This is a genomic window from Stenotrophomonas nitritireducens (genome assembly GCF_001700965.1).
Taxonomy (GTDB): Bacteria; Pseudomonadota; Gammaproteobacteria; order Xanthomonadales; family Xanthomonadaceae; genus Stenotrophomonas; species Stenotrophomonas nitritireducens_A.
The window spans coordinates 1378686-1404841 of record NZ_CP016756.1 but is presented as its reverse complement, the minus strand read 5'-3'; the positions used below and the strand labels follow the sequence as shown (position 1 = coordinate 1404841).

General features: G+C 63.2%; 23 protein-coding genes. 11 read left to right on the top strand and 12 right to left on the bottom strand.

The window, feature by feature from the left end:
• Positions 1 to 2: 2 nt before the first annotated feature.
• The 4 genes from BCV67_RS05955 to BCV67_RS05940 all read right to left on the bottom strand — a co-directional run bounded on the left by BCV67_RS05955 (position 3) and on the right by BCV67_RS05940 (position 3271).
• Positions 3 to 740, bottom strand: a complete 738-nt coding sequence (locus BCV67_RS05955) for an endonuclease/exonuclease/phosphatase family protein (RefSeq protein WP_172837775.1) — start codon at positions 738 to 740, stop codon at positions 3 to 5.
• Between the two features lie 71 nt (positions 741 to 811).
• On the bottom strand, positions 812 to 1624 hold the full coding sequence (locus tag BCV67_RS05950; RefSeq protein ID WP_062166895.1) for a thiol:disulfide interchange protein DsbA/DsbL: 813 nt from the start codon (positions 1622 to 1624) through the stop codon (positions 812 to 814).
• A 119-nt stretch (positions 1625 to 1743) separates the two neighbouring features.
• The gene (locus BCV67_RS05945) at positions 1744 to 2391 is read right to left on the bottom strand and encodes a thiol:disulfide interchange protein DsbA/DsbL (protein ID WP_062166894.1); all 648 of its coding nucleotides are present in this window, start codon (positions 2389 to 2391) and stop codon (positions 1744 to 1746) included.
• 94 nt (positions 2392 to 2485) lie between these two features.
• Positions 2486 to 3271 (bottom strand): c-type cytochrome, encoded by a 786-nt coding sequence (locus BCV67_RS05940; protein WP_062166893.1) that lies wholly within the window; start codon positions 3269 to 3271, stop codon positions 2486 to 2488.
• A 172-nt stretch (positions 3272 to 3443) separates the two neighbouring features.
• On the opposite strand from BCV67_RS05940, the gene yihA reads away from it, so the two are divergent.
• Positions 3444 to 4094, top strand: coding sequence for a ribosome biogenesis GTP-binding protein YihA/YsxC (yihA, locus tag BCV67_RS05935; protein ID WP_062171454.1), 651 nt, complete (start codon positions 3444 to 3446; stop codon positions 4092 to 4094).
• 447 nt (positions 4095 to 4541) lie between these two features.
• On the opposite strand, the gene BCV67_RS05930 is transcribed toward yihA, so the two are convergent.
• The 3 genes from BCV67_RS05930 to BCV67_RS05920 form a co-directional block, all read right to left on the bottom strand.
• Positions 4542 to 5516, bottom strand: a complete 975-nt coding sequence (locus BCV67_RS05930) for an MBL fold metallo-hydrolase (RefSeq protein ID WP_062166892.1) — start codon at positions 5514 to 5516, stop codon at positions 4542 to 4544.
• Positions 5517 to 5617: 101 nt separating this feature from the next.
• Positions 5618 to 6451 carry a helix-turn-helix transcriptional regulator gene (locus BCV67_RS05925; RefSeq protein ID WP_062166891.1) on the bottom strand — a complete coding sequence of 278 codons (834 nt, stop codon included), beginning with the start codon at positions 6449 to 6451 and terminating at the stop codon, positions 5618 to 5620.
• A gap of 3 nt (positions 6452 to 6454) precedes the next feature.
• Positions 6455 to 7153, bottom strand: coding sequence for a VIT1/CCC1 transporter family protein (locus BCV67_RS05920; protein ID WP_062166890.1), 699 nt, complete (start codon positions 7151 to 7153; stop codon positions 6455 to 6457).
• A gap of 203 nt (positions 7154 to 7356) precedes the next feature.
• On the opposite strand from BCV67_RS05920, the gene BCV67_RS05915 reads away from it, so the two are divergent.
• Both BCV67_RS05915 and BCV67_RS05910 read left to right on the top strand, forming a co-directional pair.
• Positions 7357 to 8721 (top strand): glutamate--cysteine ligase, encoded by a 1365-nt coding sequence (locus BCV67_RS05915; protein WP_062166889.1) that lies wholly within the window; start codon positions 7357 to 7359, stop codon positions 8719 to 8721.
• A gap of 182 nt (positions 8722 to 8903) precedes the next feature.
• Positions 8904 to 9542, top strand: a complete 639-nt coding sequence (locus BCV67_RS05910; RefSeq protein WP_062166888.1) for a glutathione S-transferase family protein — start codon at positions 8904 to 8906, stop codon at positions 9540 to 9542.
• A 64-nt stretch (positions 9543 to 9606) separates the two neighbouring features.
• Here the strand turns inward: BCV67_RS05910 and BCV67_RS05905 are convergent, their stop codons facing one another.
• The gene (locus BCV67_RS05905) at positions 9607 to 11292 is read right to left on the bottom strand and encodes a hypothetical protein (protein WP_062166887.1); all 1686 of its coding nucleotides are present in this window, start codon (positions 11290 to 11292) and stop codon (positions 9607 to 9609) included.
• Positions 11293 to 11555: 263 nt separating this feature from the next.
• On the opposite strand from BCV67_RS05905, the gene bla reads away from it, so the two are divergent.
• On the top strand, positions 11556 to 12488 hold the full coding sequence (gene bla / locus BCV67_RS05900) for a subclass B3 metallo-beta-lactamase (protein ID WP_197430069.1): 933 nt from the start codon (positions 11556 to 11558) through the stop codon (positions 12486 to 12488).
• A gap of 142 nt (positions 12489 to 12630) precedes the next feature.
• On the opposite strand, the gene BCV67_RS05895 is transcribed toward bla, so the two are convergent.
• Together BCV67_RS05895 and BCV67_RS05890 are read right to left on the bottom strand one after the other, a co-directional pair.
• Positions 12631 to 13416, bottom strand: a complete 786-nt coding sequence (locus tag BCV67_RS05895; RefSeq protein WP_231732459.1) for a LytR/AlgR family response regulator transcription factor — start codon at positions 13414 to 13416, stop codon at positions 12631 to 12633.
• Positions 13404 to 15113: a histidine kinase gene (locus tag BCV67_RS05890; RefSeq protein ID WP_062166886.1), complete on the bottom strand. Its 1710-nt coding sequence runs from the start codon at positions 15111 to 15113 to the stop codon at positions 13404 to 13406. The genes BCV67_RS05895 and BCV67_RS05890 overlap by 13 nt, the downstream gene beginning before the upstream one ends.
• A gap of 176 nt (positions 15114 to 15289) precedes the next feature.
• Here BCV67_RS05890 and BCV67_RS05885 point away from each other — a divergent pair, with 176 nt between their 5' ends.
• Both BCV67_RS05885 and BCV67_RS05880 read left to right on the top strand, forming a co-directional pair.
• Complete coding sequence (locus BCV67_RS05885; protein WP_231732458.1) at positions 15290 to 16879, top strand: alpha/beta fold hydrolase; 1590 nt, start codon at positions 15290 to 15292, stop codon at positions 16877 to 16879.
• 287 nt (positions 16880 to 17166) lie between these two features.
• Entirely contained in the window at positions 17167 to 18273 is a 1107-nt protein-coding gene (locus BCV67_RS05880) for a serine hydrolase domain-containing protein (RefSeq protein WP_335338960.1), read from the top strand.
• Here the strand turns inward: BCV67_RS05880 and BCV67_RS05875 are convergent.
• Positions 18257 to 19858, bottom strand: coding sequence for a winged helix-turn-helix domain-containing protein (locus BCV67_RS05875; RefSeq protein ID WP_062166884.1), 1602 nt, complete (start codon positions 19856 to 19858; stop codon positions 18257 to 18259). The two genes, BCV67_RS05880 and BCV67_RS05875, sit on opposite strands and share 17 nt — an antisense overlap.
• Between BCV67_RS05875 and BCV67_RS20660 the strand changes: the two genes are divergently transcribed.
• Together BCV67_RS20660 and BCV67_RS05870 are read left to right on the top strand one after the other, a co-directional pair.
• Positions 19826 to 20119: an HAD hydrolase-like protein gene (locus tag BCV67_RS20660; RefSeq protein WP_082746698.1), complete on the top strand. Its 294-nt coding sequence runs from the start codon at positions 19826 to 19828 to the stop codon at positions 20117 to 20119. The two genes, BCV67_RS05875 and BCV67_RS20660, sit on opposite strands and share 33 nt — an antisense overlap.
• A 270-nt stretch (positions 20120 to 20389) precedes the next feature.
• On the top strand, positions 20390 to 21196 hold the full coding sequence (locus BCV67_RS05870; protein WP_062166883.1) for a hypothetical protein: 807 nt from the start codon (positions 20390 to 20392) through the stop codon (positions 21194 to 21196).
• A 281-nt stretch (positions 21197 to 21477) separates the two neighbouring features.
• Here the strand turns inward: BCV67_RS05870 and BCV67_RS05865 are convergent, their stop codons facing one another.
• Entirely contained in the window at positions 21478 to 22632 is a 1155-nt protein-coding gene (locus tag BCV67_RS05865) for a HEPN-associated N-terminal domain-containing protein (protein ID WP_082746507.1), read from the bottom strand.
• A gap of 384 nt (positions 22633 to 23016) precedes the next feature.
• On the opposite strand from BCV67_RS05865, the gene BCV67_RS05860 reads away from it, so the two are divergent.
• The 3 genes from BCV67_RS05860 to BCV67_RS05850 are packed head-to-tail and all read left to right on the top strand — an operon-like array spanning position 23017 to position 25989.
• Entirely contained in the window at positions 23017 to 24003 is a 987-nt protein-coding gene (locus tag BCV67_RS05860) for a hypothetical protein (protein ID WP_062166881.1), read from the top strand.
• A complete protein-coding gene (locus BCV67_RS05855; RefSeq protein ID WP_156455768.1) occupies positions 24000 to 25316 on the top strand; it encodes a hypothetical protein in 1317 nt (438 codons plus the stop codon). Before BCV67_RS05860 ends, BCV67_RS05855 begins: the two co-directional genes overlap by 4 nt.
• Positions 25309 to 25989, top strand: a complete 681-nt coding sequence (locus BCV67_RS05850; RefSeq protein ID WP_062166879.1) for a hypothetical protein — start codon at positions 25309 to 25311, stop codon at positions 25987 to 25989. Before BCV67_RS05855 ends, BCV67_RS05850 begins: the two co-directional genes overlap by 8 nt.
• The last annotated feature ends 167 nt before the right edge of the window (positions 25990 to 26156 follow it).

Sequence of the window (26156 nt, the reverse complement as noted above, 5' to 3'; positions counted from 1 at the left end):
GCTCAGCGCAAGCTGTTGGCCGGCACTTCGACTTCCATTTCCACTGCCAGATGGTCCGAATGCGCGGCGGGAACGGCGCGCGTATCGAGCATCTTCATGGTGTCGGAAATCAGGATGTGGTCGATGGCGCGGTCCGGCCCCCAGCTGGGGAAAGTCGGCACCAGGCAGCTCGGCGGCTGCAGGCGGGTCTTGTGGTACAGCACGCGCATTTCCGGGCGGTCGGCCTTGCAGTTGAAATCGCCCATCAGCACGGCGTTGGGGTAGTCGGCCAGCACGTCGGAAATGAAATCCAGCTGCGACAGCCGCGAGCCGGTGCCCAGCGACAGATGTGCCACCGCCACGGTCAGGCCTTCGTCGCCATCGCCGTAACGGGCCACCAGCAGGCCGCGGCCGCCGATGCGGCCGGGCAGGGCGTGGTCCTGTACTTCCACCGGTTCCAGCCGGCTCAGCAGGCCATTGGCGCTGGACGCCACCCCGCCCATGCGGCGATTGGGCTGGTGCGCCCAGTAGTTGAAACCGGCGCGTTCGGCCAGGTAATGGGTCTGGTTGGTGAAGCCCGAGCGCAGGCTGCCGGGGTCGGCCTCCTGCAGGCCGACGATGTCGCGGCCGCTGGCCAGCTTGGCGATCGCGTCCAGGCTGGAACGCTTCTGCCCGGCAGGCAGGGCATGCGACCAGCTACGGGTCACGTAGTCGCTGTAGCGGCGGGTGCTGGAGCCGGCCTGGATGTTGGCGGTCAGCAATCGCAGTGTCTGGGTAGGGGATTTCACGGTGGGTCGAACTCAAGGGCCTCGTTGCCGAGGCCCTTGATACCTCACTTGGCGTTGGCGGCGCGTTCGCGCGCGATCAGGTGGTCGGCAATGCGGAGCATGTCTTCATAGCCCTTGCCCTTGACCAGGTACTTGCCGTTGACCACCAGCGACGGGGTGCCGGTGATCTTGCTGCGCTGGGCAAACTGCTTGCCACGGTTGACCTTGGCGGCGACGCCGAAGCTGCCCATGGTGTCGGCGAAGGTCTTGGGATCGACGCCGTACTTGCCGTAGAAGTTGGCGATGTCCTGCACCGAATCGCTGCCGCGCTCGCCCTTCAGGGTCTGCTCGATGTGGATGGCGGTGTACAGCGCATCGTGGGTCTTTTCCTGCACGCCCAGGGTCTCGGCGGCGTAGAAGGCGCGCGCGTAGTTGTCCCAGGTACCGCCAAAGGCGGCCGGCACGTAGACGAAGCTCACATCCGAAGGCAGGCCGGCCTTCCACGAGCTGATCAGCGGCTGGAAGCGGGCGCAGGCCGGGCAGACGTAGCCGAAGATCTCAACCACTTCCACCTTGCCGGTGGCCGGCTGGAACGGCTGGCCGCCTTCGATGGCGACATAGTCGGTGCCTGCAACCGGGTCCGGGCCGACCAGGCGGGCCTGGGCCGGAACCGGCGGAGCGACGGTGGCATCGGTCGCGGCGGCGGCCGGTGCGCTGCTTGCTGCTGCGTCGGCAGCCGGGGCCGGGGTTGCGGCCGGAGCGGCTTCGGTAGCGGCCGGGGCTGCCGAGGCGGTGGTATCAGCGGTGCCATCCTGGGCTTTGCAGGCAACCATCAGCGGCAACAGGGCGGTCAGGGCCAGGGCGAAGCGGATTTTCATCGGAAGGGATCTCCAGCAGGGTTTTGTTGGGGGCCGGACAGGCATGCCACGGCCGGCGCGCGCAGGGACGCATTATGGGCGTTGCCGGCTGAACCGGTAGCCCCGGTTCAGCCAGGGGCTCAGCGGCGGTTGCCGCTGCTGCGCTCGCGTGCGACCAAGGCCTCGGCGATGCGCAGGTTGTCGTCAAAGTTCTTGCCCTTGACCAGGTATTTGCCGTTGATGATCAGCGACGGCGTACCCGGCGGACGTACGCGCACGGCGAAGGCGCGGGCGTTCTTCACTTTCTCATCCACCTGCGGGCTGCGCAGCGCTTCGACATAGCGTTGCGGCTGCACGCCGTACTGGGAATAGAAGGTGGCCAGTTCATCCGGCGACACGTTCTGTACCGGCAGGCTGCGCTGTTCGTGCAGCGCCTTGAACACGTCGGCATGGCTGCGCCTGAGCACACCTACCTGTTCGGCCGCATAGAAGGCACGGGCATAGGAATCCCAGTAACCACCAAAAGCCGCCGGCACAGCGGTGAAACGGACGTCGGCCGGCTGCCTGGCAACCCAGGCTTCCAGCAGCGGCTCGAAATGGGCGCAATGGGGGCAGGTATAACCAAACAGCTCCACCACCTCGATCTTGCCGGCCAGCGGCGCGAACGGGCCGGGCTCGGCGATGAGCTCATAGTCCTGGCCTTCAACGGGTGCGGCAGCGGGGGCGGCCCAGGCCAGCAGCGGGGCTGTTGCCAGCAGCATCAGCAACAGTCGGGGAAACAACTTCATCGTGGCGGGTCTCCGTTGGAAAAACAGACGCCGACCTTTCGGCCGGCGTGTCTGCGTGGGGCAGTTGCCGGGTCGCCGGAGCGCCCGGCGGGGGTCAGGGTTGCGCGGCGGTGGTGGCTACCGTTGCGTCGTTGGCTCGATCATGCAGGCCCTGGATGTAGCTGGCCAGGGCCTGGATTTCCTGGCCGGTCAGCGCGTGACTGATCTGCGCCATGATCTTGAACTGGGTTGCATCGCTCTCGCCGGTCTGGCCTGCCTGGTAACGCTGCAGGCGCTGGGCCACATAGCCGGCATGCTGGCCGCCGATATGCGGGTAGGCCGGGCCAGGGTTGCCGGCGCCGGTCGGGCCGTGGCAGGCAATGCAGGCCGGAATGTTGCGGCTGCTGTCGCCACCGCGGTACAGCTTCTGGCCCACTTCGAAGAACTTCATGCCTTCGTAGGGAGCTTCGCTGACGACGGCGTCATCGGCGACACCCGCACCGGATTTCTGGGTGGCGAAGAAGGCACCGATATCGCGCATGTCCTGAGGGGTAAGCCCCTGCACGAACGGCACCATCGCGGCCACCGCGCCTTCATTGCGCTGGCCGTTGGCGATCAGGGCAATTTCCTTGGCGATATAGCGCTCGCTCTGGCCGGCCAGGCGCGGGTAGATCTCCACCGCCGAGTTGCCGTCGGCACCGTGGCAGGCGGCGCAGGTAGACGCCTTGGCCTCGCCGGCCTTGGCATCACCGGGCTTGGTCTTGCTGAAGTCGACCTCCAGCGAGGCGGTCTGTACAGGCGCATTGTCCGGCACGGGAGTGACCGAGCTCTGGGCAAAGGCGACGGCGGCGATTACAGGGACTACCAATGCAGCAACGGCAAGAACACGAGCATGGCGCATGCTGAAGCTCCGTGTGGACCGGGCCAAGCGGGGCTTTCCGCCGGCATCGACCGGATTATCAACGGCGTTTCGCGGCACGGTCAACGCAGCAGTGCAGCAAAATCGGCCGGCGCGGCTCCCGGGAAGGGCACGGAAGCCGACGCGCGGCGCCGCAACATGCGATCCTATGCACATGTCATTGCTCATAGAACGCGCCCGTTACCACCTTTCCGCCCACAATTCCCGGCAGTTGCCGCCGGATCTGGGGGCCGAAGTGGCATTTGCCGGTCGCTCCAACGCCGGCAAATCCAGCGCGCTCAATGCGCTGACCCGCCAGAATGCCCTTGCCCGTGTCTCCAAGACCCCCGGCCGTACCCAGCAATTGGTGTTCTTCGAGGTGACACCCGAGGCGCACCTGGTCGATCTGCCCGGTTACGGCTACGCCAAGGTGCCGCTGGACCTGCAGGCCCATTGGCAGGCCTTCATCGACCAGTACTTCCGCACCCGCAATGCCCTCAAGGGCCTGGTGGTGGTGATGGACATCCGCCATCCGCTCAAGGATTACGACAAGCAGATGCTCGGCTATGCGGTGCAGCGCGGTCTGCCCGCGCATGCCCTGCTGACCAAGGCCGACAAGCTGGGCCGTGGCCAGCAGATGCAGACCCTGCAGAAAGTGCGCAAGGAGCTGCATTCCAGCTTCGGTGACACGGTCAGCGTGCAGACCTTCTCCGGCGAATCCCGCCAGGGCGTGGACGAGGCCCGCGGCATCATCGGCGGCTGGCTGGGCCTGAACCCGCCGGCAGCGGACGAGTCGGCAAGCAAGGACACTGTGGGAGCGGCGTAAGCCGCGAAGCTGACGATGCCTGGATTGCAGGAGCGGCGTAAGCCGCGAAGCTGACGATGCCTGGATTGTAGGAGCGGCGTAAGCCGCGAAGCTGACCAACTCACAGGTCTGAGCGCATGGAAAACGCCGCCATATCAGGGCGGCGTTTTGTTTTTCGGATTGGTTGTTGTGAGAGCTGAAGCCAGAGCCAGAGCTAGGGTCAGATCCAAAAGCCAAAGCCAAAGCTCCCCTCACCCCTGCCCCTCTCCCGTAAACGGGAGAGGGGACGGCAACTGCCAAGGCAACAGCCGACGCGAACAGCCAAGCCAACAGCCAAGCCAACAGCCGAGCCAATAGCCGAGCCAATAGCCGAGCCAATAGCCGAGCCAATAGCCAAGCCAACAGTCAAGCCAACAGCCAAGCCAACAGCCAAGCCAACAGCCAAGCCAACAGCCAAGCGCAGCCTGATTAGCGCTTCAACGGCGAAAACTCGCCCGGCACCCACGCAAACGCCTCATCCTCGCGACGTACATGCCCCAGACCCGGGAAGGGCAGGTGCGCGCCGGCGACCCACCAGCCCTGCTCGGAGGCTTCCGCCATCAAGCGGCGGCGGCTGGCAATCGCGGCGGTGCGGTCGCTGTCGGCCTCGTAGGCGGCGTCGGGGCGGGTGAACTGGACGGCGTGGAAATGCACGATGTCGCCCCACACCAGCAGCTTCTGTCCGTTGCCGCCGTCCAGCAGGTAGGAGACATGGCCGGGGGTATGGCCGTGGCTGTCCACCGCGGTGATGCCCACCGGCAGGCGCTCAGCAGGGGTGAACCTGTGCAGCTTGCCGGCGGCAGCATACGGGGCCACCGCATTGCGTGCCATGCCGAAGGCCATGCGCACCTGCTGCGGGGCGGTGGCTTCGCTGGCCGGGTCCAGCCAGTAGTTGGCGTCGGCCTTAGTCAGCCACACCGTGGCATTCGGATATGCGGTCTTGCCCTGCGCATCCAGCAGCCCGCACATATGGTCGGGGTGGGCATGGGTCAGCAGTACGTCATCGACCTCGGCCGGGTCATAGCCGGCGGCGCGCAGATTGCCCAGCACCTGGCCCAGACCGGCTCCGAAGCATTGCGCGGTGCCGGTGTCGATCAGGCTCAGGTGCTCGCCGCGCTGTACCAGATAGGCATTTACCGCGGTCTGCAGGCCCTGCGCGTCTTCCGGCACATAGCGGTGATCGAGCAGACGGGTGACGGTGCCCGGATCAACGCCCACCAGTTCCTGCCGGCCCAATGCCACCGTGCCATCGAACAGCGCAGTGACCTGCAGTTCGCCGATCTGCTGGTGATACACACCGGCAATCTGCTGCTGCACGGTGTGCGGGCTGCGTGCCTGGGCGCCGCAACTGAGCGCAAGCATCAGCAGGGCGGTGGCAATCGGGTGCTTGGGGCGGATGGGCATGGGGATTCCTGCGAAAGCGGCATGGCCGCGTGGACCTTCATGCTGCGCCAGGTGGCAGCCGCGTTTCGCTCACAATGACGCGCGAACTGCTCGCTGTGCGCTCAGCTATTGCCGATGGCCGCCGGGTCCAGCCCATAGCGCGCGCTGAAACGCTTGTTGAAGCTGCCCAGCGAGCGATAGCCGGCGCGTGCTGCCACGGTCTTCAAGGGCAGCCGGGTGGTGTAGAGCAGTTGCATGGCATGGGCGAGGCGGGCATCGGCCACCAACCCGCGCACGCTGAGACGTTCGCCGGCCAGGCGCCGCCGCAAGGTGGCACCGCTGATGCCCAGATGGGATTCGAAATCACGTGATTGCCAATCGCGCTCGGGTTGCGCGGCCACCAGGTCGCGGATGCGATCACCCAGCCCGGGTTCGGGCGCAGCCAGCAGGCTGCCATGGCCGCGGCGGCAGAACGCCACCACCAGCGCGGCCAGAGCCAGTCGCGCTTCGGTGTACTGGCCATGCTGCAATGCCTGTCGCCATTGCAGCAGCGTTGCGCCGTGCTCGGACAGCGGCAAGCGCGCCAGTGCCTGGCCGGCATCGGGCAGGGCCTCGCTCCACAAGGCGCGCGCTGCGCCCAGTACTTCCGCGCACAAGGGCACGATGGCGCTCAGATACAGGCCGCTGTTCGGATCGGGGATGTTGACCACGTCGATGCGGCAGCGACGGCTGATCAGGAACAGGTCGCCCGGGCCGAATTCCAGCGTCTGTTGTGCGGTACGCACCTGCTTGCGTCCCTGCAGCAGGATGGCCAGCTGCGGCTGGGGGATTTCCACCGAGCTGGCGCCATGTTCGCGACGTGCGCTGATGCAGGCATAGCCCTGCGCCTGCGTGCAGTCCACCAGGGAAGCGAGCTGGGCCAACAGGGTGGGCGCTGCATCGGCTTGCACGCCCATCGGCTACACCGTGATCTGGAACAGATGGCCGATGGCTGCCGACGCAGCCATCGCCAGCGCGCCCCAGAACACCACCCGTACTGCACCGCGCAATGCGGGCGCGCCACCAGCGCGGGCCGCCAGCGCGCCGGTGATGCACAACCCGACCAGGGTGGCGGCAGTGGTTGTTTCCGCTACCCGTGTGGGCGCTGCCAGCAAGGCGGTCAGCACCGGCAGGGCGGCACCGATGATGAAAGCCAGGGCCGATGCGGCAGCCGCCTGCAACGGGCGTGCGCGCAGTTGCTCGGTGATGCCCAGCTCGTCGCGGGCGTGGGCGGCGAGCGCGTCGTGGGCGGTGAGCTGTTCGGCAACCTGTCTGGCCAGATCGGCGCTGAGCCCGCGTCGGCGATAGATGCCGGTCAGCTCTTCCAGCTCGCTGTGCGGGTCTTCGTGCAGCTCGCGCCGCTCCAGCGCCAGATCGGCGCTTTCGGCATCGGCCTGTGACATCACCGAGACATATTCACCGGCCGCCATCGACATGGCACCGGCCACGGTGCCGGCGACGCCGGTGGCCAGGATGGCTGAGGGGCTGGCGCCGCTGGCGGCCACGCCCACCACCAGTCCGGCGACCGAAACGATGCCGTCATTGGCACCCAGCACGGCCGCACGCAGCCAGCCGATGCGGTCGGAACGATGGGCTTCACGGTGATGGCTGCGGCTCATGTGCACAGTGTAGAACGGACGCCGGGCCGGGCGCGTAATGACTCGCAGGCGCAGTAGGCGTACCGGTCAAGTCTGCTTTTATAGGATGCTGCAAACCGCTGCCGTGACACGATGGCAATGTAGGCCGCGATATAGTGCGCCCTTGCGATGGCGGGGGCTGGCCCCCACCTTCCCGCCCTGACCAGAATTCTGCGAGCCTGCCCTTGTCGAGCCCGAGCCACGTCGCTGATACCCCCATCTCCCACCGCGACCAGCTGGTCGAGAGCATTGCGTCGGGTGAAAAGCCCAAGTCGCAATGGCGGATCGGCACCGAGCACGAGAAATTCGGGTTCCGCCTGGATGACCTGCGCCCGCCTGCGTTTGAAGGTGAGCGCGGCATCAATGCGCTGCTCACCGGCCTGACCCGCTTCGGCTGGGAGCCGGTGCAGGAGGATGGCAACACCATCGCCCTGCTGCGCGATGGCGCCTCGGTGACGCTGGAGCCGGCTGGCCAGCTGGAGCTTTCTGGCGGTGCCTTGCTGACCCTGCACGACACCTGCCTGGAAACCGGCAGCCACCTCAATGAAGTGGCGCAGGTGGCCGGCGAGCTGCAGCTGGGTTTCCTTGGTATGGGCTTCCAGCCCAAGTGGGCGCGTGCCGACATGCCGTGGATGCCGAAGGGCCGCTACCAGATCATGAAGAACTACATGCCCAAGGTCGGCTCGCTCGGCCTGGACATGATGACCCGCACCTGCACGGTGCAGGTCAACCTGGATTACGCCAGCGAAGCGGACATGGTGAAGAAGTTCCGCGTGTCGCTGGCGCTGCAGCCCATTGCCACCGCGCTGTTCGCCGATTCGCCGTTCACCGAAGGCAAGCCCAACGGCTACCTGAGCTACCGCTCGCACATCTGGACCGATACCGATCCGGACCGCACCGGCATGCTCGATTTCGTGTTCGAGGATGGTTTCGGCTACGAGCGTTACGTCGACTATCTGCTGGATGTGCCGATGTACTTCTCCTACCGCGCTGGCATCTACCACGATGCCAGCGGGCAGAGTTTCCGTGACTTCATGCAGGGCAAACTGCCGGCACTGCCGGGCGCGCTGCCGACGCTGCGTGACTGGTCCGACCACACCACCACGGCATTCCCGGAAGTGCGGCTGAAGAAGTACCTGGAAATGCGCGGCGCCGACAGTGGCCCGTGGAGCCGCATCTGCGCATTGCCGGCATTCTGGGTGGGGTTGCTGTACGACGAAACCGCGTTGAACGCCGCGTGGGATCTGGTCAAGGATTTCAGCCTTGCCGAGCGCAACGTGCTGCGCGATGGCGTGCCGAGGCATGCGATGAACCTGCCGTTCCGCAACGGCACGGTGCGTGATCTGGCACGTGAGGCCCTGGCGATTTCGCGCGACGGCCTGCGCCGTCGTGCCGCGCTCAATGCCGATGGCCAGGATGAAACGCGCTTCCTGGATGTACTGCAGGAGATCGTGGACTCGGGCAAAACCGCTGCTGAGCGCAAGCTGGAGCTGTTCCATGGCCGCTGGAATGGCAGCGTTGATCCGTTGTTTGCCGAGTTCGCGTACTGAGCGAACCGGCCACCGGTGGCCGGCGATGCGCGCGCCATCGCCCATGCCGGCCAGCGCCTTCGCCGTCTTCGCCCGCGTGGCGGCAGGCGGGCTTGGCTGGGTTCTTTCATCAGCGTAGTCACTGCGTGACGTGCGTGTGTATTGCTGGCTAAACTGCCGGCTCCCTTTTTGGAGTCAGACGCATGGCCAGCACATCAGACGAAATCGTCTTCTATACCAATCCGATGTCGCGTGGTCGGATCGTGCGCTGGATGCTGGAAGAACTGGGGCAGCCGTACCGCACCGAGGTGCTGGAGTTCGGCAAAAGCATGAAAGCGCCGGCTTTCCTTGCCATCAACCCGATGGGCAAGGTGCCTACCATCGTGCACCGCGGCGTGGTGGTGAGCGAGGCGGCGGCGATATGCACCTATCTGGCCGACGCATTCCCCGCGGCTGGTCTGGCACCGGCGCTGGACGATCCGCTGCGTGGCAGCTATCTGCGCTGGTTGTTCTTTGCTGCCGGCCCGGTGGAAGCGGCGATCAGCGCCAAGGCCTGTGGCGGACTACCGCCGCCGGAGAAAGCGGGAACGGTCGGCTATGGCAGTTTTGAACAGATGACCGATACCTTGGAGCAGGCCGCCGCCGGCGCCGCTCCCTGGTTGCTGGGCGACCGCTTCAGCGCCGCCGACGTCTACGTGGGGAGCCAGGTGCTGTGGGGGCAGATGTTCAAGACCTTGCCCGAGCGCGATGCCTTCGCCGCCTACGGGGAACGCCTGCGCAACCGTCCGGCATGGCAGCGTGCCGCCGCGCTGGACGACGCGCTGATTCCGCCGCGCGCCTGAGCAGGGACGCGGCCGCTTCAGGGTGAAGTGAATGCGGCTGGCCCCCGCGCTGGCTGCTGCGCGCTCAGTAACGCGCAGCGGTCAGTGGCGCGTCAGCCCATTGCCAAGCCTGTGTCTGCTGGCGTCGGGTTTCCTGCGCAGCCTCCGTCTGGCCCAGGGCCTGCTGCGCCTGTGCCAACCCATATAGCGACCAGCCATTGGCGGGATAGGTCGTCAAATCCTGCTGGAAGGCGTCGCTTGCGCCCTTGGCATCACCGGTATCCAGCAACGCGGCACCCAGGTAAGGACGTATCGGCAGGGGCCAATCTGCAGGTTCGTTGTAGGCAAGCGCATCTTCGGCGGCGGCGGCTACGCGCAGGGCGGTGATGGCGTGGCCGTGTTTGCCCTGCGCGCGTAGCAACTCGCCACGCAGCAATGCGTCGGCTACGCGCAGCACACCGTCGGCGTGGTTGATGTCGAAGAAGCTGATCTGAGCCATCGCCGGGTCGGCAGCAATTGCATGCAGCGCGTCGGCCTCGGTTGCGGCCTGCTCCAGGTTGCCCTTGCGGGCATGTGCCATGCCACGCGCGAAGTGGCGGATGGCGCTGGGGTAGGGCAGTTCGGTGGCAGCGCTGGTATCTGCAAGGATGGCATCCCAGTCGCCGAAGCGGACCTGGGTGAGCAGCGGTGTCACCACGAACTGCTGCATGAACTGCATCGGTGCCTCAGCCATTGCGGCGCGGTCCGCCCGCTCGGCCGTTTGCCTTGCCGCCTGCAGGGCCAAGGTACGTGAGCCGGTCAGGCCGGTGGTCATGCTGGCGAAGTGCCAGTTGTGCGGCACATAGCCCAGCGGATACACGCCGTTGCTGCCACGGCACACCGCAAGAAAATCCTTGTCGGCGCTGGTGGCTGCCAGGTTGGTCAGGGTTGCATCGTGGTAACGCCCAACCCGGATGTAGATATGCGCGGGCATGTGCACCAGATGGCCGGAGCCCGGCGCCAACGCGGCCAATGCATCGGCATAGGGCTCGGCGCGCCGTGGCTCGGGCGAGGATTCCATCGCATGGATGTAGTAGTGCATCGCGCCGATATGGCGCGGGTTGCGCGCCAGCACGCGTTCCAGTTCGGCCACCAGCTTCTGGGTGAATTCGGCGGGCGTCCCGTTCTGCCAATAGGCCCACGGCGAGAGATCCATCAAGGCCTCGGCGTACAGGGTGGCGGCATCATCGTCGGCCGGGTGCTGCGTGACCACCTCCGCCATTGCGTCGGCATAGGCGCGGTCCAATGGAGTGCGGTCTTGCGGCGCGGGTGTGGCGTAGCGTTTCTGCAGTGCGTGGATCAAGGCTTGATCCGCCGGCCGCGCACTGCTGGCCAGGCTGACCGCACGTGCTGCCAGTGCGGTGGCATCGTTGGCGGCAGCCGGATCCATCGGCAGATTGATGTTCGGCCCCATTACCAGCGCCTGGCCCCAGACACACATCGCACAGGACGGGTCCAATCGTGCTGCTTCGGCAAACGCCCGGCCGGCGGCCTCGTGGTTGAAACCATACGCAAGGCGCAGGCCCTGGTCGAAATAGCGCTGTGCCAGTGGCACGCTACTGCCGATGTCGCGATGCAGGTCGCCGAAGGTGTCGAACAATGGCAGCGCGGAAGCGTTCGCCTTCGCTACTGACCCGGCAGCTGGGTCCTGCTTGTTGGACGCATCACAGCCAGCCAGTGCTGCCGTGGCCAGCAACGAAAGAAGCAGCGGGGACAAGGACCGGCGGATCATTGTGGCTTCTCCGGACGGATGGAGGCGACGATACTGCTGGCGGCCGGCGGGCGTCGACAACAATCAGTGGAAACGCCGTAAAAATGCAGGCCGGGAAATTGCAATTACATTGCCATGCATATGCCAGCGCATTTCGTGCTGAAAAGCAGCTGTTTGGCACGCTTCCTGCCAGGCAGCCACATTCGATGCACTGCGCAGCCGAACGTGCTGGAACGTGCCTGGCAACCCTCAAATAATTCATGCGTCGGCGCAGTTCTACGCATTTGTCGCGCACCGCTGCGCAGCGCACAGTTTCTGCAAATATCAAACAAGGTGCGGGGATAATGCAGAAGCAAGGTTTTCGTCGTGGGTTGCGCGTGTTTGCGCTGTTGGCAGCGGGAATCACATCGGCATCGGCCTGGGCCGGCGCGCCGCCGGAATGGACGGTAGCGATCGCGCCGTTCCATATCGTCGACAACGTTTATTACGTGGGCACGGAAGGGCTGGCGGCGTACCTGATCGTCTCGGCGGAAGGGGCAATCCTGCTCGATGCGCCGCTGGCCAGCAACGCTGAGCAGATCGAACGCAGCATCGAACGCCTGGGAGTACCGCTGCGCGATGTGCGCTTGCTGATCAGCAGTCATGCCCATGCGGATCATGTGGGTGCAATGGCTGCGCTCAAGCGCGACAGCGGCGCGCGCTATCTCGCCAGTGCGGGGGATCGCTGGGCGCTGGAAAATGGCAGGAATCAAGGTGACAACAATTACGGCGTGATGCCATTTGCGCCGATCAAGGTGGATGAGGTCGTCGCTGATGGGCAGAAGATCCGGCTGGGCGAAATAGAACTGACCGCGCATCTGACACCGGGCCACAGCCCTGGCTGCACCAGTTGGAGCATGACCGTGAACGACCGCGGTACACCGCGTGAGCTGATGTTCCTGTGCAGCCTCACCGTTGCCGGCAACAGCTTGATTGGCAATCGCAGCTATCCCGGCATCGCTGATGACTTCCGTGCCAGCTTTGCCAAGCTGGCTGCAATGCACGCAGACATCGTCCTGACCGGCCATCCAGATACTGCCGATGTTCTCGAGCGTCAGGCACGACGGGAAGACGGTGATGCGGACGCGTTTGTGGATGCAGGCCTGCTTGCGCGTCTGGTCAGTACATCCAAGGCGGATTTCGAAGCGGCGTTGAGCGAGGCGAGCGCTGCGGAGTAGAAGCGCTGAGGTCTTGACGTCGATCTTTGTTCACACCGTTGGTGGTCAACTCCGGATGGCAAGACGTAGCCCGGGTAAGCGCAGCGCACCCGGGAGACCGTCAACGGCGAATGCGTCATGTGCGCCGCAAACCCCACAACAATCAGCTCGCGTTGGAAGCCCCGGATGCGCTGCGCTTACCCGGGCTACGCAGGCTGCTTGCTTGCTCGACTGCGGGCGGGGCGGCTTGCTCCAGCGCCAAGGCCTGGCGCAGGCCAGCTACATGCGCGCGCCCGACAGGCAATTCGGCGCCACCGTTCAACACCAGCCAGTAGCGGCTGCCTGTGCCTGCATGCAGGGTGCTGACGTGGCGCAGGTTGACCAGGTAGGAGCGGTGGCAACGCACGAAATCCGGTGGCAGCACCGCGCTCAAGCCGGCCAGTGATTTGTCGTGCAGCTCGCTGCGGCCATCGCGCATGCGCAGTTCGCTGTAGTCGCCATCGGCACGGATCCACTGAACATCGGCCAGTTCCACCAGGGCCGTGCCCTGCGCGCGCCAGATGCCCAGGTAGCGGGCGTAGCCGGCACGGTAACTGCCCACATCCAGCAGTCGCTCCAGTGCCTGCCCCAGCCGTTCGCGCGAAAAGGGCTTCGGTACGAAGTCCAGCACACCGTGCTCGAAGGCCTGCAGCGCGCGCTCGCGGTGGGCCGAGACCACCACGCAGTGGTAGCGGCCGGCAACCGCGCGGCGCAGCAGGTCGAAGCCGTCTTCGCCGCCGAGGTTGAGGTCCAGCAGCAGGCCGTCGTAGACGCTGCGTTGCAGGCGGTCGCCTGCCGCGTCCAGATCGGCGACGGCGTCGAAGCGTGCGCGCGCGCCTGCCAGTTCGGCGCACAGGCGCAGCAGGCGCTGGCGGACCAGCGGTTCGTCTTCGACAATCAGGATGCGCATGTCAGCTCGATGCGGCTGCACCAGTCGGCGCCATCGGCGCCCTGGCTGTATTGCCAGCGGTTGGGGTGGGAGGCAGCCAGGCTGGCCTCGATATAGCGGGTGCCGGTGCCCTGACCGCGATGCGGGGCAGTGCCGCGCGCACTGCGCAGTTCCAGAATCCAGCGTTGACCGTCGCGTCGCACGCGCAGCCGGAAAGGGTTCTGCGCACAGGCAACGGCGCCGGCGTGGGACAGCGCGTTCTCGACCTGCGCATGCAGCACGCCCGGTGGTAGCGACAGCTGCAGGTCATCGGCATCAACGTCCAGCGTCATGGTCTGGTCCAGTGCCTGGCCGACGATGTCCAGATGGTTGCGGCACAGCGCCAGTTCTTCGGCCAAAGGCACGCTGCGGCGGCTGCTGCTGTCGCGCAGGCGGTCGAACTGCTCGGCCAGTGATTCAACCAGGCGGCTTGCCCGTGGCGGTGCTTGTTCGATCAGTTCCTGCAGGCAGGTGAGGGTGTTCATCAGCCAATGCGGTTGGATACCCCGCTGCAGCAGCTGCAGCGACAGGCTGGCGCGTTCTTCGCGCAGGCGTGCGTTGTGCAGGTCCAAGGCGCGCACCTGTGCGGCGTGGCAGAGCAGCAGGAAGCCCATCAGCACCGCAAGCAGTAGGAAGTAAGGGCCATCAAGGAAGGCGCCGGGCGCGACCAGCAAGGCCAGCACCCCGGCCAGCAGCAAAGCCAGGATCGGCCAGCGTTCTTCGCGCTCGCCCTGGGTACGCAGCAGCAGGGCCGCCGAGGCAAGCAGGCTCAACAGCAGCACCAACGCCGAGCGGCTATCGAAACTGGGCAGCGCGATGACGGCCAGCAGCAACAGCAGCAGGTAGCCGATGCGCAGGCTTCTACGCACGCTGAGGTTGAAGCGTTGTGCAAGATAGGCAGGCAGCAGCACCGCCGCCGCCACATGCAGAACCAGCAAGGCGTAGAGGCGCGGCGCATGCCATGGATAGGTATAGCCCAGCAGGGGGCGCCAGGCTTCGGTCAACGGCAGAGCGATGCCTACCGCGCACAGGGTGAGCAGCACGCGGCCGCCCGGCATCTGCGGGCGGCCACGCTGCAGCGCAAGGAAGTACAGGCAGGCGGCGGCAAGTGCGCCAGTGGCAAAGGCGGCGATCAGCCACGGCAGCAGGCCGCGCTGGTACAGGAGCTGCGCCGGCGCCACCGCCACCAGCGCATCGGCGCTGTGCAGGCCAAATTGCTGGTGGTGGCTGGAGGCCAGTACCAGCAGTTCGTCGACGGTGCCGGGCGCGGAAGGGGGCAGCACGCGGGTGATGTCGACCTGGCCGGGGCGTTCCTGTGCGGCGGTCAAGCCGACGCGGCCATTGCCTGCCAGTGGCTGGCCGTTCCAGTACAGCTGGCTGGCGGCGCGCAGCGCAAGCCGCAATGCACGGCCGTCATCGTTGGCTGCGGTGTCTGCAGTGGATTGCCAGCGCAACCAGTAGGGGTCGCGCCAACGGGCCAGCACACCCTGATCGATGGGTTGCCAGTCGAGCGTGGGTGGTGGTGATGTCGGTAGGCTGCCAGCAGCGGCGATGCTGGCCGGCGCCATTTCCCCGTCGAGCAGCTGCAGCGTTGTGGCATCGCGCAGCAGCACAGCCAGCCAGGCGGCGACCGCGAAGACCAGTACGGCCAGCACACTCAAGGTTCGTAGGATCGGCATGGCGCTATCGTATCGGCTGGACGGAGACGCTGGGCGGTCCGTTGGAGCTGTTGGGCGGATGCTCGCCACGCAAGTGCAGTGCGCCGGCAGATGCTGTGGATGTGGCGAAGGCAACCGGAGCATCCGGAATGCCAAGGCCACGGCAACACCCACCTTTCCGCCCATCGGAGCCGGCCATGTCCAACAACTCTCTTTCCATTCCGCAGACCTGCCTGCAGTCCCTGGCGGCACCTTCAAATGCAGCGTTTGCCGGTATGCAGCGCGATGCCGCGACTTCTGCCGCGGCATCGCACAAGCGCGGCATGGGGCAGCTGCTTCCGGCGGCCGCCCGGCTGCTGGCGCTCAGCCTTGCACTGGCCTGCGCCTCGCCGGTATTGGCCAGTGACGGACCGGCGCCGCTGGTGTTCACCCCGTATGCGATGCAGACCAAGGGCAATGGCAGCATCGCCACCGAGGAGGCCTTCCTGGAAGTGCCGCGCCGGCACAGCGAACCGAATGGGCCGCGCATCCGCCTGCGGGTGGTGCGGTTGCCGGCGACGGGGGGCGATGGCCATGCCGCGCCGGTGGTCTATCTGGCCGGCGGCCCGGGTGGTTCCGGTTTCGGCACCGCGCTTGGCCCGCGTTGGCCGGTGTTCGACCGGGTCCGGCGTGAGGCCGATGTGCTGCTGCTTGATCAACGCGGCACCGACTTTTCGCAGATGCCGCCGGAATGCCCGCACGAGCAGAAGTTTGATGACGCCCAGCCGCTGCAGCGCGAGGCGGTGCTGGTTGCGCTGAAGGCGACCCTGGCCCAGTGCATGGCGTTCTGGAAGGACGCCGATGTGGATATGGGCGCCTACACCACGGCCGAAAGTGCCGACGACATCGAATACCTGCGGCAGGCGCTGCGGCTGCCACGGCTGAGTCTGTGGGGCATGAGTTATGGCACGCATCTGGCGCTGGCCACCGTGCGCCGCCACCCAGACAGTCTTGAACGCGTGGTGTTGATGGGCAGCGAAGGGCCTGATGACACGATCAAGCTGCCGCTGTCTGCCGATGCCTTGCTGGCCGACCTGGCGGTGGTCGCCAGGAAGGACGGCTTCGATGACCTGCAGGGATCGGCACAGCGTGTGCTGGCCAAGCTGCGGCAGCAGCCGGCGCAGGGCAGCAGCCCGATGCATGACGGCAGGAAGGTGACCATCGGCGCCTTCGACGCACAGCTGGCGATAGCGATCGCGCTGGGGCGGCGTTCCACTCAGCGCATGCTGCCGCTGGCGTTGCGTGAGGCCGAAGCGGGCAATTACGACTTGCTTGGCGCCATCGCCTTGATGGTGCGCGAGGGCCTGGGCGGATTCCGCGCCATGCCCACGGCGATGGATGTGGCGTCCGGGCAGAGCCCGCAGCGCCGGGCGCTGGCCGCCGCACAGGCGCAGCAGAGCCTGCTCGGCGATGCGCTCAACTTCCCGTTCCCGGAGGTTGCCGACGGCAGCGGCCTGCTCGATCTGGGCGAGGCATTCCGTGCGCCGCTGCGCAGCGAGGTGCCGGTGCTGTTCATCAGCGGCACGCTCGATGGCCGGACTCCGCATGCCAATGCCCAGGCGTTGCTGCCGGGCTTCAGCAAGGGCAGGGAGCTGCTGCTGCGCGGTGCCAGCCATGACAACGAGATGTGGCTGGGCAACCCCGCCATTGCCGACAACATCGCCGGCTTCCTGGCCGGGCGCACGTTGCACGATGAGGTGCTGGATGTGCCGCTGCCGGTCTTCATTGGCAGCCGCGCCGAGCTGTAAGTACCGGGATGCGAGGGTGACCGGGGCAGTGCGCAGCGAGCGTATGGCCCCGGCGCGCCGCTGTGCATCGCCCGAAGGATCGGGGTGTGGACGGATGCTTGCGGGGGGATTCGACGGCCTCGCCCCGCCCGTCGATGCCGGCTTTCATCGCATGTGCTCAATCACGGAAGCAGAGCCGGTGCCGGCCAAGTGATTGATTGGCATCAGCTTCATTTATCTTCATCCAGACATCAGGCGCTTCATCCGGGCGCATGTTTGTCTGCACGCTCCTTACCTGGAGCACCCTGATGACAATGTTGAAACGCTTCCCCGTAGTTGCCGTCCTGCTGTTGGCTGCCGCTTCCGTAGCAGCCGCGCCACCGCCGCCCGCCGACCACTGGACGCTTGCCGATCCCGCTACGCACGGGTTGGATCCAGCCAAGCTGCGCGCCATGGACGCCGCGATCAGCGGTGGCCAGGCGCCCGATACCACCAGTGTGCTGGTGGTGCACGGCGGCGCGCTGGTGCACGAGGCCTACTTCAACGGTGCTGGCCGGAACACGTTGCACAACACCCGATCGCTGACCAAGAGCGTGACCGCGATGCTGGTCGGCGCGGCCATCGACCGGGGCCTGATCAGCGGCGTGCAGGCTCCCGTGCTGGGCTTCTTTCCGGACCGCCACCCGGCCCACCCGGGCGCCTTCAAGAATGCGATCGACATCGAAGACCTGCTGACGATGAGCGCGCAGTGGGAGTGTGATGACAACAACGAGTACTCGGCCGGGCATGAGGAGCGCATGTACGTCAGCGCCGATTGGACCGGGTTTACCCTGGACCTGCCTGAGCGCGGCTATGCCCCGTGGATGAAGCGCCCGGCAGACAGCCCGCATGGGCGCGCGTTCGCCTACTGCACGGCGAATGCTTTTCTGTTGGGCGCCATCGTCGAACGTGCCAGCGGCATGCCGCTGCAGCGCTTCGCCGCCGAGGTATTGGAGCGTCCGCTGGGTATGGCCACATCGGTCTGGAACCGTTCCTCCGAAGGGGTTGGCATGGGCGGTGGTGGTACCGAATACCGCAGCCGTGACCTGGCCAAGCTGGGCCAGCTGATCATCGACGAGGGCCGCTGGGATGGCCGCCAGGTGCTGCCTGCCGCATGGACCCGCGCAATGACCCAGGTGCACGCGCAGACGCCGTTCGATGCCGACTATGGCTACCAGATCTGGCGCTTTCCGTTCAGCGTGGGGGACAAGCCGGTGCATGCCTGGGCGATGTCGGGCAACGGCGGCAATGCGGTGTTCGTGGTGCCGGAGAAGCAGCTTGTGGTGGTGGTGACGCGCACCCACTTCAACCAGCGCGGCATGCACCAGGAAACCCAGAAGCTGCTGCAGGACTACGTGCTCAACGCGCTGCGGTAACGGCCTGCGCGTCGGCAGGCAGTTGGCCGGAGGCGATGACCCGTGCGCGCTCGCCGGCCACCGCTGTTGCTATCGCCTGCAGCAGTGGGGCGAAGCCAGGATCTTCCCGCAGCTTGGCGAACAGCGGCGATACCTGCAGATAAGCGGCGTTGCGGTAGCCGGCGCTGACGGCTGCCTGCAATGCCGCCACCGCGGCCTTGTCGTCACCGGCCAGGTTGGCCAGCAATGCGGCGTCGAGACCATCGAGCGGGTCGCTGCCTTCTGCCAACCCAGCGTGCAGCGAGGCGGCATCCTGCAACAGTAGCGATGCGGCGGGCGCCGGTTCTGCGCCCGCCAGCCACGCGACGGTTCTGGGCAGGCTTGCATCGGCTCTCAACGTGCGTGCGCGTTGGGCGGCCGTGCGCGCAGCAGCGGCGTCGCCACGCTGGAGCGCCAGCTCGGCGGCCAGCAGATACAGCTGCGCGTGTTCGGTGCCGCGCGCATGCGCTTCCTCCAGCGCCGCCTGTGCTTCAGCGGGGCGGCCATGTTCGTAAAGAAAGTTCGGCCAGGCGATATTGGAGAACACGTTGTCCGGGTAAAGCTGGAAGCTGCGCCGGTAGCGCGCTTCAGCGGCCGTGCTGTAGCCGAGCAGATCCAGATTGGAGGCAACCTGCAATTCCCAGAAGCGAACCTGCTCGGGATGGCGCACCGCCAGGTTGGCAGCCAATGCGTCGGCCAGGCGCCCTTGCCTTGCATAAAGATAGGCCGCCGACGCGCGGCTGCCATCGGCGCCCGGATCCAGCTGCACCGCGCGCTCGTAAGCGGCAAGCGCTGCGTCGATCTGGCCACGGCAATCATGGCTGTAAGCCAGCACCCCATAGGCGGCAGCGGACTGTGGTTGCCGCGCGATCACTGCTTCGGCCAGGGCCTGCGCCTGCGCGGCATCCTCGGCGGTGCCGTTGTACAGGCAGGCGCGGGCGGCCTGTGCACGGGCAACACCCAGTTGTGCCTGCACATCGTCCGGGGCCTGCTGCAGATGCTGCTTGTACAAGGCAATGGCGCGCTCGTTGTTGTCGCGCTGGCCGATGCCTGCGTAGTAGTCCGCACGCTGCAGCAGCGGTGGCTGTACCGGCGCGTCCGAGGGCCAACGCCACCATGCAAGACCGGCGACGAGCAGCAGCGCTGCTGTCAGCGGCAGGGCAATGCGTTGCCATGAGGTCCTTGCCCGAGCGGGTCCGGACGTTGCCGCTGCCGCAGCCTGCGCATCATCAGCCACCGGCTCACTGCAAAGCTGATAGCCCTGGCCACGCACCGAGCGCAGGTAGCGCGCCTTGCGGCCGTCATCGCCCAGGGCCTGGCGCAACAGGCGCACCCGTTGCGTGACCGTTTCCTCATTGACGATTGCCGGGGCCCAAATGTTGGCCATCAAGGCATCAAACCCGACCACCCGGGTGCCCTGGGTCAACAGGTAGTGCAACAGGCGGAAGCTGAGCCCGCTGACGTCCAGCAGTTGGCCGTCATCGCGCAGCACACGCTGCCTGGCCACGTCGATGCGCAGATCGTCCAGGCGGTAATGCAGGGCTGTGCTGTCGTGGAGATCGGACATGAGAGCGAGGGTGGCGGGCGGCACCGGGTTGGGTGGGCAAGATTAGCAGGCGACACCGGCCGGGCTGCGGCATGCATGGCGCAGCGTCCCGCCAGTGCGGATTGCGGTGTGCCAGCCAGCGAGGTGCTCATGATAGGTGATACTTATCGTGCCGACGTCGCTGGACCGCAGGCTGCAGGCATGAGGGCGCGGTTGCTAGATCGACGCGGTCGAGCTGGCACCACGGAAAATAGCTGGCGAACACTCGATGGTCTGGTTTGAGCTGCGTAGGGAGAGATGTGATGGCCGAGCTCTGGCATCAATGCCAGGCGACAGAGGCGGTCCTGCGAAGTTAGAGGAGGCGCTTCTTCCTTGTTCTCACCGACCGTTGAGTCGAGCCTGATGGAGTAGGCGCGGTAGTAGGCAGAGCCACCATTGTAGTCAGCTGGGTCGCAGGCGGTTTTGCAGTCACTGGGTTTAGGTGTGATGATGACGGCACAGGTGGCAGAGTTCCTGTGATGCATAGGAGCAGGCTTGGGTTCGGGAGAGTAGATGACAGCTAATTTCAACCAGATTCTCATCGTGGATTCGCTCCCGGATGGTGAACTCAATACTGCAAGGCGTCTGTTTGCTGATGTTCGTGATTGGGCGCAGGTGATTGGTCAATTGCCTCACATAGCTCACCTCCGCATTTCCTCTGGTCGAGCTTTCCTTGATTTGTTGAGCCAGCTTGCTCGTCAGGCGTCCAGAGCTCCTTACGTGCCGTTGCTCCACATTGAGTGCCATGGACAAGAAGAAGGATTGCAGTTTGCTGATGGGTCTTCGCTGACCTGGATCGACATGAAGCCCTCGTTCGTCGCCCTCAATGTGGCCACACGGTTGAATCTTATTACGGTGGTAGCTGCTTGCTACGGCGGTGCAATCGCTAGCTTTGTTCGCGCCGAACAGCGAGCGCCGTTTTGGGCATTCTTGGCACCCAAACGTCGGATATCAGCCGGTGATTTGGAGATGTCGCTTTCTGCGTTCTATCAAGCGTTGCTACGGACGCGGTCGTCGGAGCGGGCGATGGATGCCCTTCGGGCAACGCGTGCGGGGGATGAATTCTGGCAGCTGACAGTGCAAACCATCTACCGTTTGATCGTGGAAGATTACGCGGAAAACCATCTTAATCAGGAGGCTGTGCAGCGTCTGGCCGAGCGCTTACGAGCTCGCGCTCAAGAGCAAGGTGTTGCGTGGTCACAGGCCGAGCTCGAAGCCATCATCCGTGATCCGGCGATTTTAGAGCGGTTTCACCGAGATTTCTTCATGATTGACCTGTATCCGGAACACGCGGAGCGCTTTCCACCCGTGGCTGTGTAGCTCCCTCCTCCCTCAAAAGAAGTGACACTGGCGTGCAAGTCGGTTAGAAGCAGCCGCTGGCTTCAAGTGCTCAGGTAGTCAAGCTCGGCAGGTGCTGGCGCAGTGAGATTTGCCATCGCCTTTCGAAACCACGTCCGTATATGGTCGACCATTCTGGCGTCTGAGCTATCCGGATCAACGCCTATCCAAATGCCGTTGCCCGCCTCTGGCTCGCAGCGGGCTCAACAAGCACCTTGTAGCTCGGTGGTGTGTAATTTTTGGCTGAGGCTGCAGCGGTGCAATCAAATTGCGACTGCACTACAGAAGGAAATTCCTTTGAACCGATCGAGGTCGAAAGGGTTCCCTGAAGGGAAAATAACTAAGTTGACGCCGCTAGGATGGGCTGCACTGGGGAAGACTATGCCGTCGATGGTTGCACAGTCTTCTGGTGCAAATGACTGAGCCAAATATTCACAAACAATCTGCGATGGAACATAGTCAATATGCTCTCTCCCATCTTTTTCGACAGGGCGCGTGATTGCCCTCACGAATCCGTTCAAGAATAGTGCCCTAACACGCTCAGCTCTTAGGTCAGTTGCAAAGACGGACGGGACACTGGGGAGCTCTGAGAAGTCCACAACGTTGATTGATTTTTCGGTGCGAAAGGCCGCAGCAGCGGGTAGCATGCCTTCAGGTGCCTGCCCGATCTCCAGAAGGGCGGTCTGCACATCGAACGCTGCATAGAAGTAAGGAATTCCTGCTGGGTTCATGCGCCCGGCCGTCGCTAGCTCTTTAGGTGGTGGTCCCATTGTAGATGCTGACACCCACATAGATTCGGCAGCCGGGAGATACCTTGCCCTGTAGAACTCCGTTCCCCTATCGAGAGTCTTGATCAGCGAGCTAACTTCAGCGCCGACGACATCCAGCATGTCTGCAACAGGTATCTCCTGCGTGTGTACATCTCCACGAATACTTCGGAAGTTGAATCGAGTCTTGTGCTTTGCTGCATAAGAGAAGCTATCCCAAGAGTGGAGCATCAGATCTTCGTCCTGAACATCCGACCAATGTCCGCGAGCGGCCTCAACCCAATACTCAGTCAGGTCAGCATCAACAATGTCCTCGCGCAGCGAGTCGACTGGATAGAAGCCGAGTTCCTGCAGAACATCGTCCGTCTCCACAGTGGGAATGATCCACCCTCCATCCGCCCAGGGAGTGCCCGCATTTGCAGGCTCGGCGTAGTAGGTTCCAATTACCTCATAAAGGTGTTCCTGGACGTGCTCGACAGGTAGAACCGGGATGTCGTACTTACCGCAGTAGTCGCAGTGGCCCTCATCAGTGCTGGTACCAGACAGTCGCCAGATTTCTTCCTGATTCAGGCAGTCCTCACAAGTACTGCTCTCAAGTGAGTTCCAGCCTCTCTCTTGAGCTTCCATCCAGTCGTGCTTTGCCGCTCCCATCGTTACGACCTCGTGCGCCCAATAGCTAGCGCGAGTATAGCTATGAGGAATAGCGATTCCCTTATCACGACCACTCTATGCCTTTCGGGTCGGCCCCAAGGCACGTCCAACAACCGAACTATCTGCCTAGGCTGCCATCACACCTTACTCAGTGTCGAGTTGGTGTGCACCCGGGAGTAACCGAGATGATGTAGAAGCATTTCAGCGACTGTGTTGAGATCGTAAGATTCGAGCCCGCCATCCCTAGGTACTCCCGCATACCAAAGGCTTGCTAGAAATTCAGAAGGGGATTAGATAGTCTTCCGGCGGGCGCATGGAGCGCCTCCATGCTTGAGGCGGCAGCTGCAACAAGTATGAAAATGCCAGAATGCTTTAGGGGGAAAGATGTCTGAGACTGCAAATATAGCCAAAATGGCGGAAAAGGTGTCTGAGGACATCTTTGAAGTTTTCGGCTGGGAAAGGATTTTGCCCAGCGATCAGAACTGGGAGTGCGTGACTCCGGAACATGACAAACCGACGCATCCAAGTGACGTCGTCTTCCGATACAAGCATCCCTATTCCGACACTACGGTATATTTCACAACTGATCTGAAAAGCTTCGCGAAAGACTCGATAACGAAACAGCAAGTTAGCAAGGCGATCGCGTCGCTAGGCATTTCCGCCACCTGCGCGGGCGTCAGTGAAGCTTGGCAGGATCTCTACTTGGCGCCGGATACGAAGGATGACGTACGTGGCCTTCTATTCATATACAACCATGATGGCGAATACAAAGGAGATTTCAATAAGCTGCTCGCTGAATCGAGCTCTGCGAAAACGGGGCTTACAGATTCTACGATGATCCACGTAATTGGTCCGTATGTCGTTTCGTACCTTGCAACAGTGGCAAATGACATTAATGTGCTGAGAGGGAAGAAAAAGCTGCCAGCGGACGATTCAAAGTTCTGGTTTTTTTACCCCGATTTAATTGGGGAGCCGTCGAGGGAGCCTCACGCAAGGTCCGCAACTATTGAGACGCTCTGTGGCCCCCTTATTGTTTGCGAATACATAGTTGATGGTAAGTCAGGTAAGGCCACAACTGGTGCTCTGATCTATTATTCAAGAAGCGGAGAAAGCGTAGATGAGTTTAAGTATATCTTGGACTATTTGTTTAGATATCAGCTTCTAAGTAATTGTGATGAGATACAGATTCGAATGGCTAATGCTGTTGAGAATGCGTCTGCAACATTCAAAAGAGCGGTTGATAGCTACGTCGCTGATGTCAACGATCTCCAAGAGGTACGTGATCGCTTAGCACGAGTGAGCGTTGAGCATATTTCAGATGTGATCAAGGTGTTTAGTAAGGTGAAGTTGGGCATGGAGGAGCGTCCATGACTATGTATTTCGCAGACAACAAGGATATACGCGACTTGCTGGAAAGCTCCCGGCAACGCGTGACCCACGATGTCTTGAGAGATTTCTTGCTTCGCCGTGGAATTATCGTATCGGATGAGGCGACCAAGGCTGATCTTTTTGACCAGATATCCATGTGGACTCTGGATCTCAATGACCTTAATTGGCTCCTTGATACTACTGCGAGAGCTGATAGGGCCGAGCGATACACCTCCGCCACTGTTCCAGGGAAATTCTCAGACGCAGACGTTCGCAAGGCCGTTGTAGCGCTAAAAAAGGGTTCTGACGCTCCACTACTGGACTCGCTGAAGTTTACCAAGAGCTCAGGTGCGCCTTTTCTGCTGACAGCGACGTACTCAGAGCTTGATCCTGCAAAAACCCGATTGAGGCAAAAGCGCATCCGAGATGGGTCGATCAGGCTTGAAGTGGGGCCAGATGGTCTAAGTGTGAGACATGAGGCCAATGAACGGATGTCTGCAGTCCCCGAGGCGTTGATGAAGGCGCTAGCTGCGGGCAAGACGGAAGCGGTAGAGGCGCGAAAGATTGACCTCTCTCATTTGCATGGCGCGGCGAGTCGTACGAATTTCTTCCTTACACTTATCCACGGTGTGGCTGGTATGAAGCTGTCAGACGTGAGCAAGGTGCAAGTGGAGCGTTCCATGCCGATATTAGGTTCGGAGGGCGGCTCTGGTGGGCACGAGGCTCTCGACGCGGGGAGTGGCGACATGGACGTTGAAGCTGAAGAATTGTCCGATGATGGTGACGGCAACGTTCCAGAAGGTGAATCCGATCTTGATCTGGTCGGCAATGAGGTGAGAGGCGCGATTCTTCGAGGCGTATCGCTTCTGACTAGCCCAGAATTCCAGATGCTGAAGAAGCATTTTTTCCTCTTTGGAATGGAATGGACTAGTGAAGAGGTGTCTGAGAAGGGAAAGATCGTACAGTTCGAGGCGGCTTTTGAAAACTCGCAGGAATGCAGTGGATTCCGCTACAAGGTCAAGGGTGTGATTGATCGAAAGAAGAGCGGAGATGGTGTGGAGTTCTTGAAGACTTCCAGGCCTTGCACCGAGATTGAGAACTCCCATTACATGAAGCTTCTGGAGCATGCATCCAAAGAAGCCCTGGCATCCGTGGAGCCTAGTGCCGCTACCGAGGCATCGGATGACAGTGGTGGAGGCGATGAGGCCGGACAAGGAAACTCTGATGTGATTCATGATGCTGTCGCACCAGAGCAAGAAGCATCTGAAGCGGCTGACGAAGGCGAAACCCCAGATGAGGCCAACAAGGATGACTAGTCGATATCGCTTCTACCAATGGTCCGCGTCTCCGAAACAATTTCTGTTTCTACGGGGACGGCTGGAGGTAGAGGGCTTCAGTGAGGAAACGGGCCGCGGCGTTCGGCTGACGAAGGCTACAAACAGCTTGATTGAAGGGCGCTACATACAAAGGTTCGCGTACGAGGAGCAAGAATTTTTGCCGAGTGGCGGCGCTTCGACGGTAGAGCGGATAGGCTTCTCCATTACTGAGTTTCGTCTTCGGCCGACGCCTTGCGGGTTCGTCATTGTCGATCCGCCTCGGTCTGTTAGCGACTTTGTCATGTTCATTTCGAGCTTGCTTGATCACGACGTATCTGTTCAGGTTCCACGACTTAACTTGGTTAGCTTGAAGCGATTTGTGCAGTCTGAACTCGGGAGGTGTCACGTCAAGTTTGTGAAGATCGCCGGAGCGCAACTGGCAGAGAATGTTGTCGCAGACATATCCGTTTCAGATCAACTTGATGCGCTCGAACGGGCACTGAAGCTTTACCCGCAGCACAAGGCGTCCATCGGAAAGATCGAGATGGCCCTTCCCGACCTGTCTGGCGCAAAGTCGCGCCTCATCGTTAGTAAGACGGCGTCGGTGAGTACCACGTTGCCACGGAAGGATGTTGAGGCAATCTGGGGCGCCGTGGAGCGAGCCTGCGAGTAAGGCAGGGCAGTCACTGATTATTGATTTATGCTGGCCCGCTCATGAGCCCGTGGCCGCTTTTGACTGCTGGGCGTCATGCGACTCAAGGCTGACATTTGATGTCTACGAAGCGTTGGAAAATTCACCACATACTGGCTGGGCAGCTACATTACCGATTGATCGAGTGA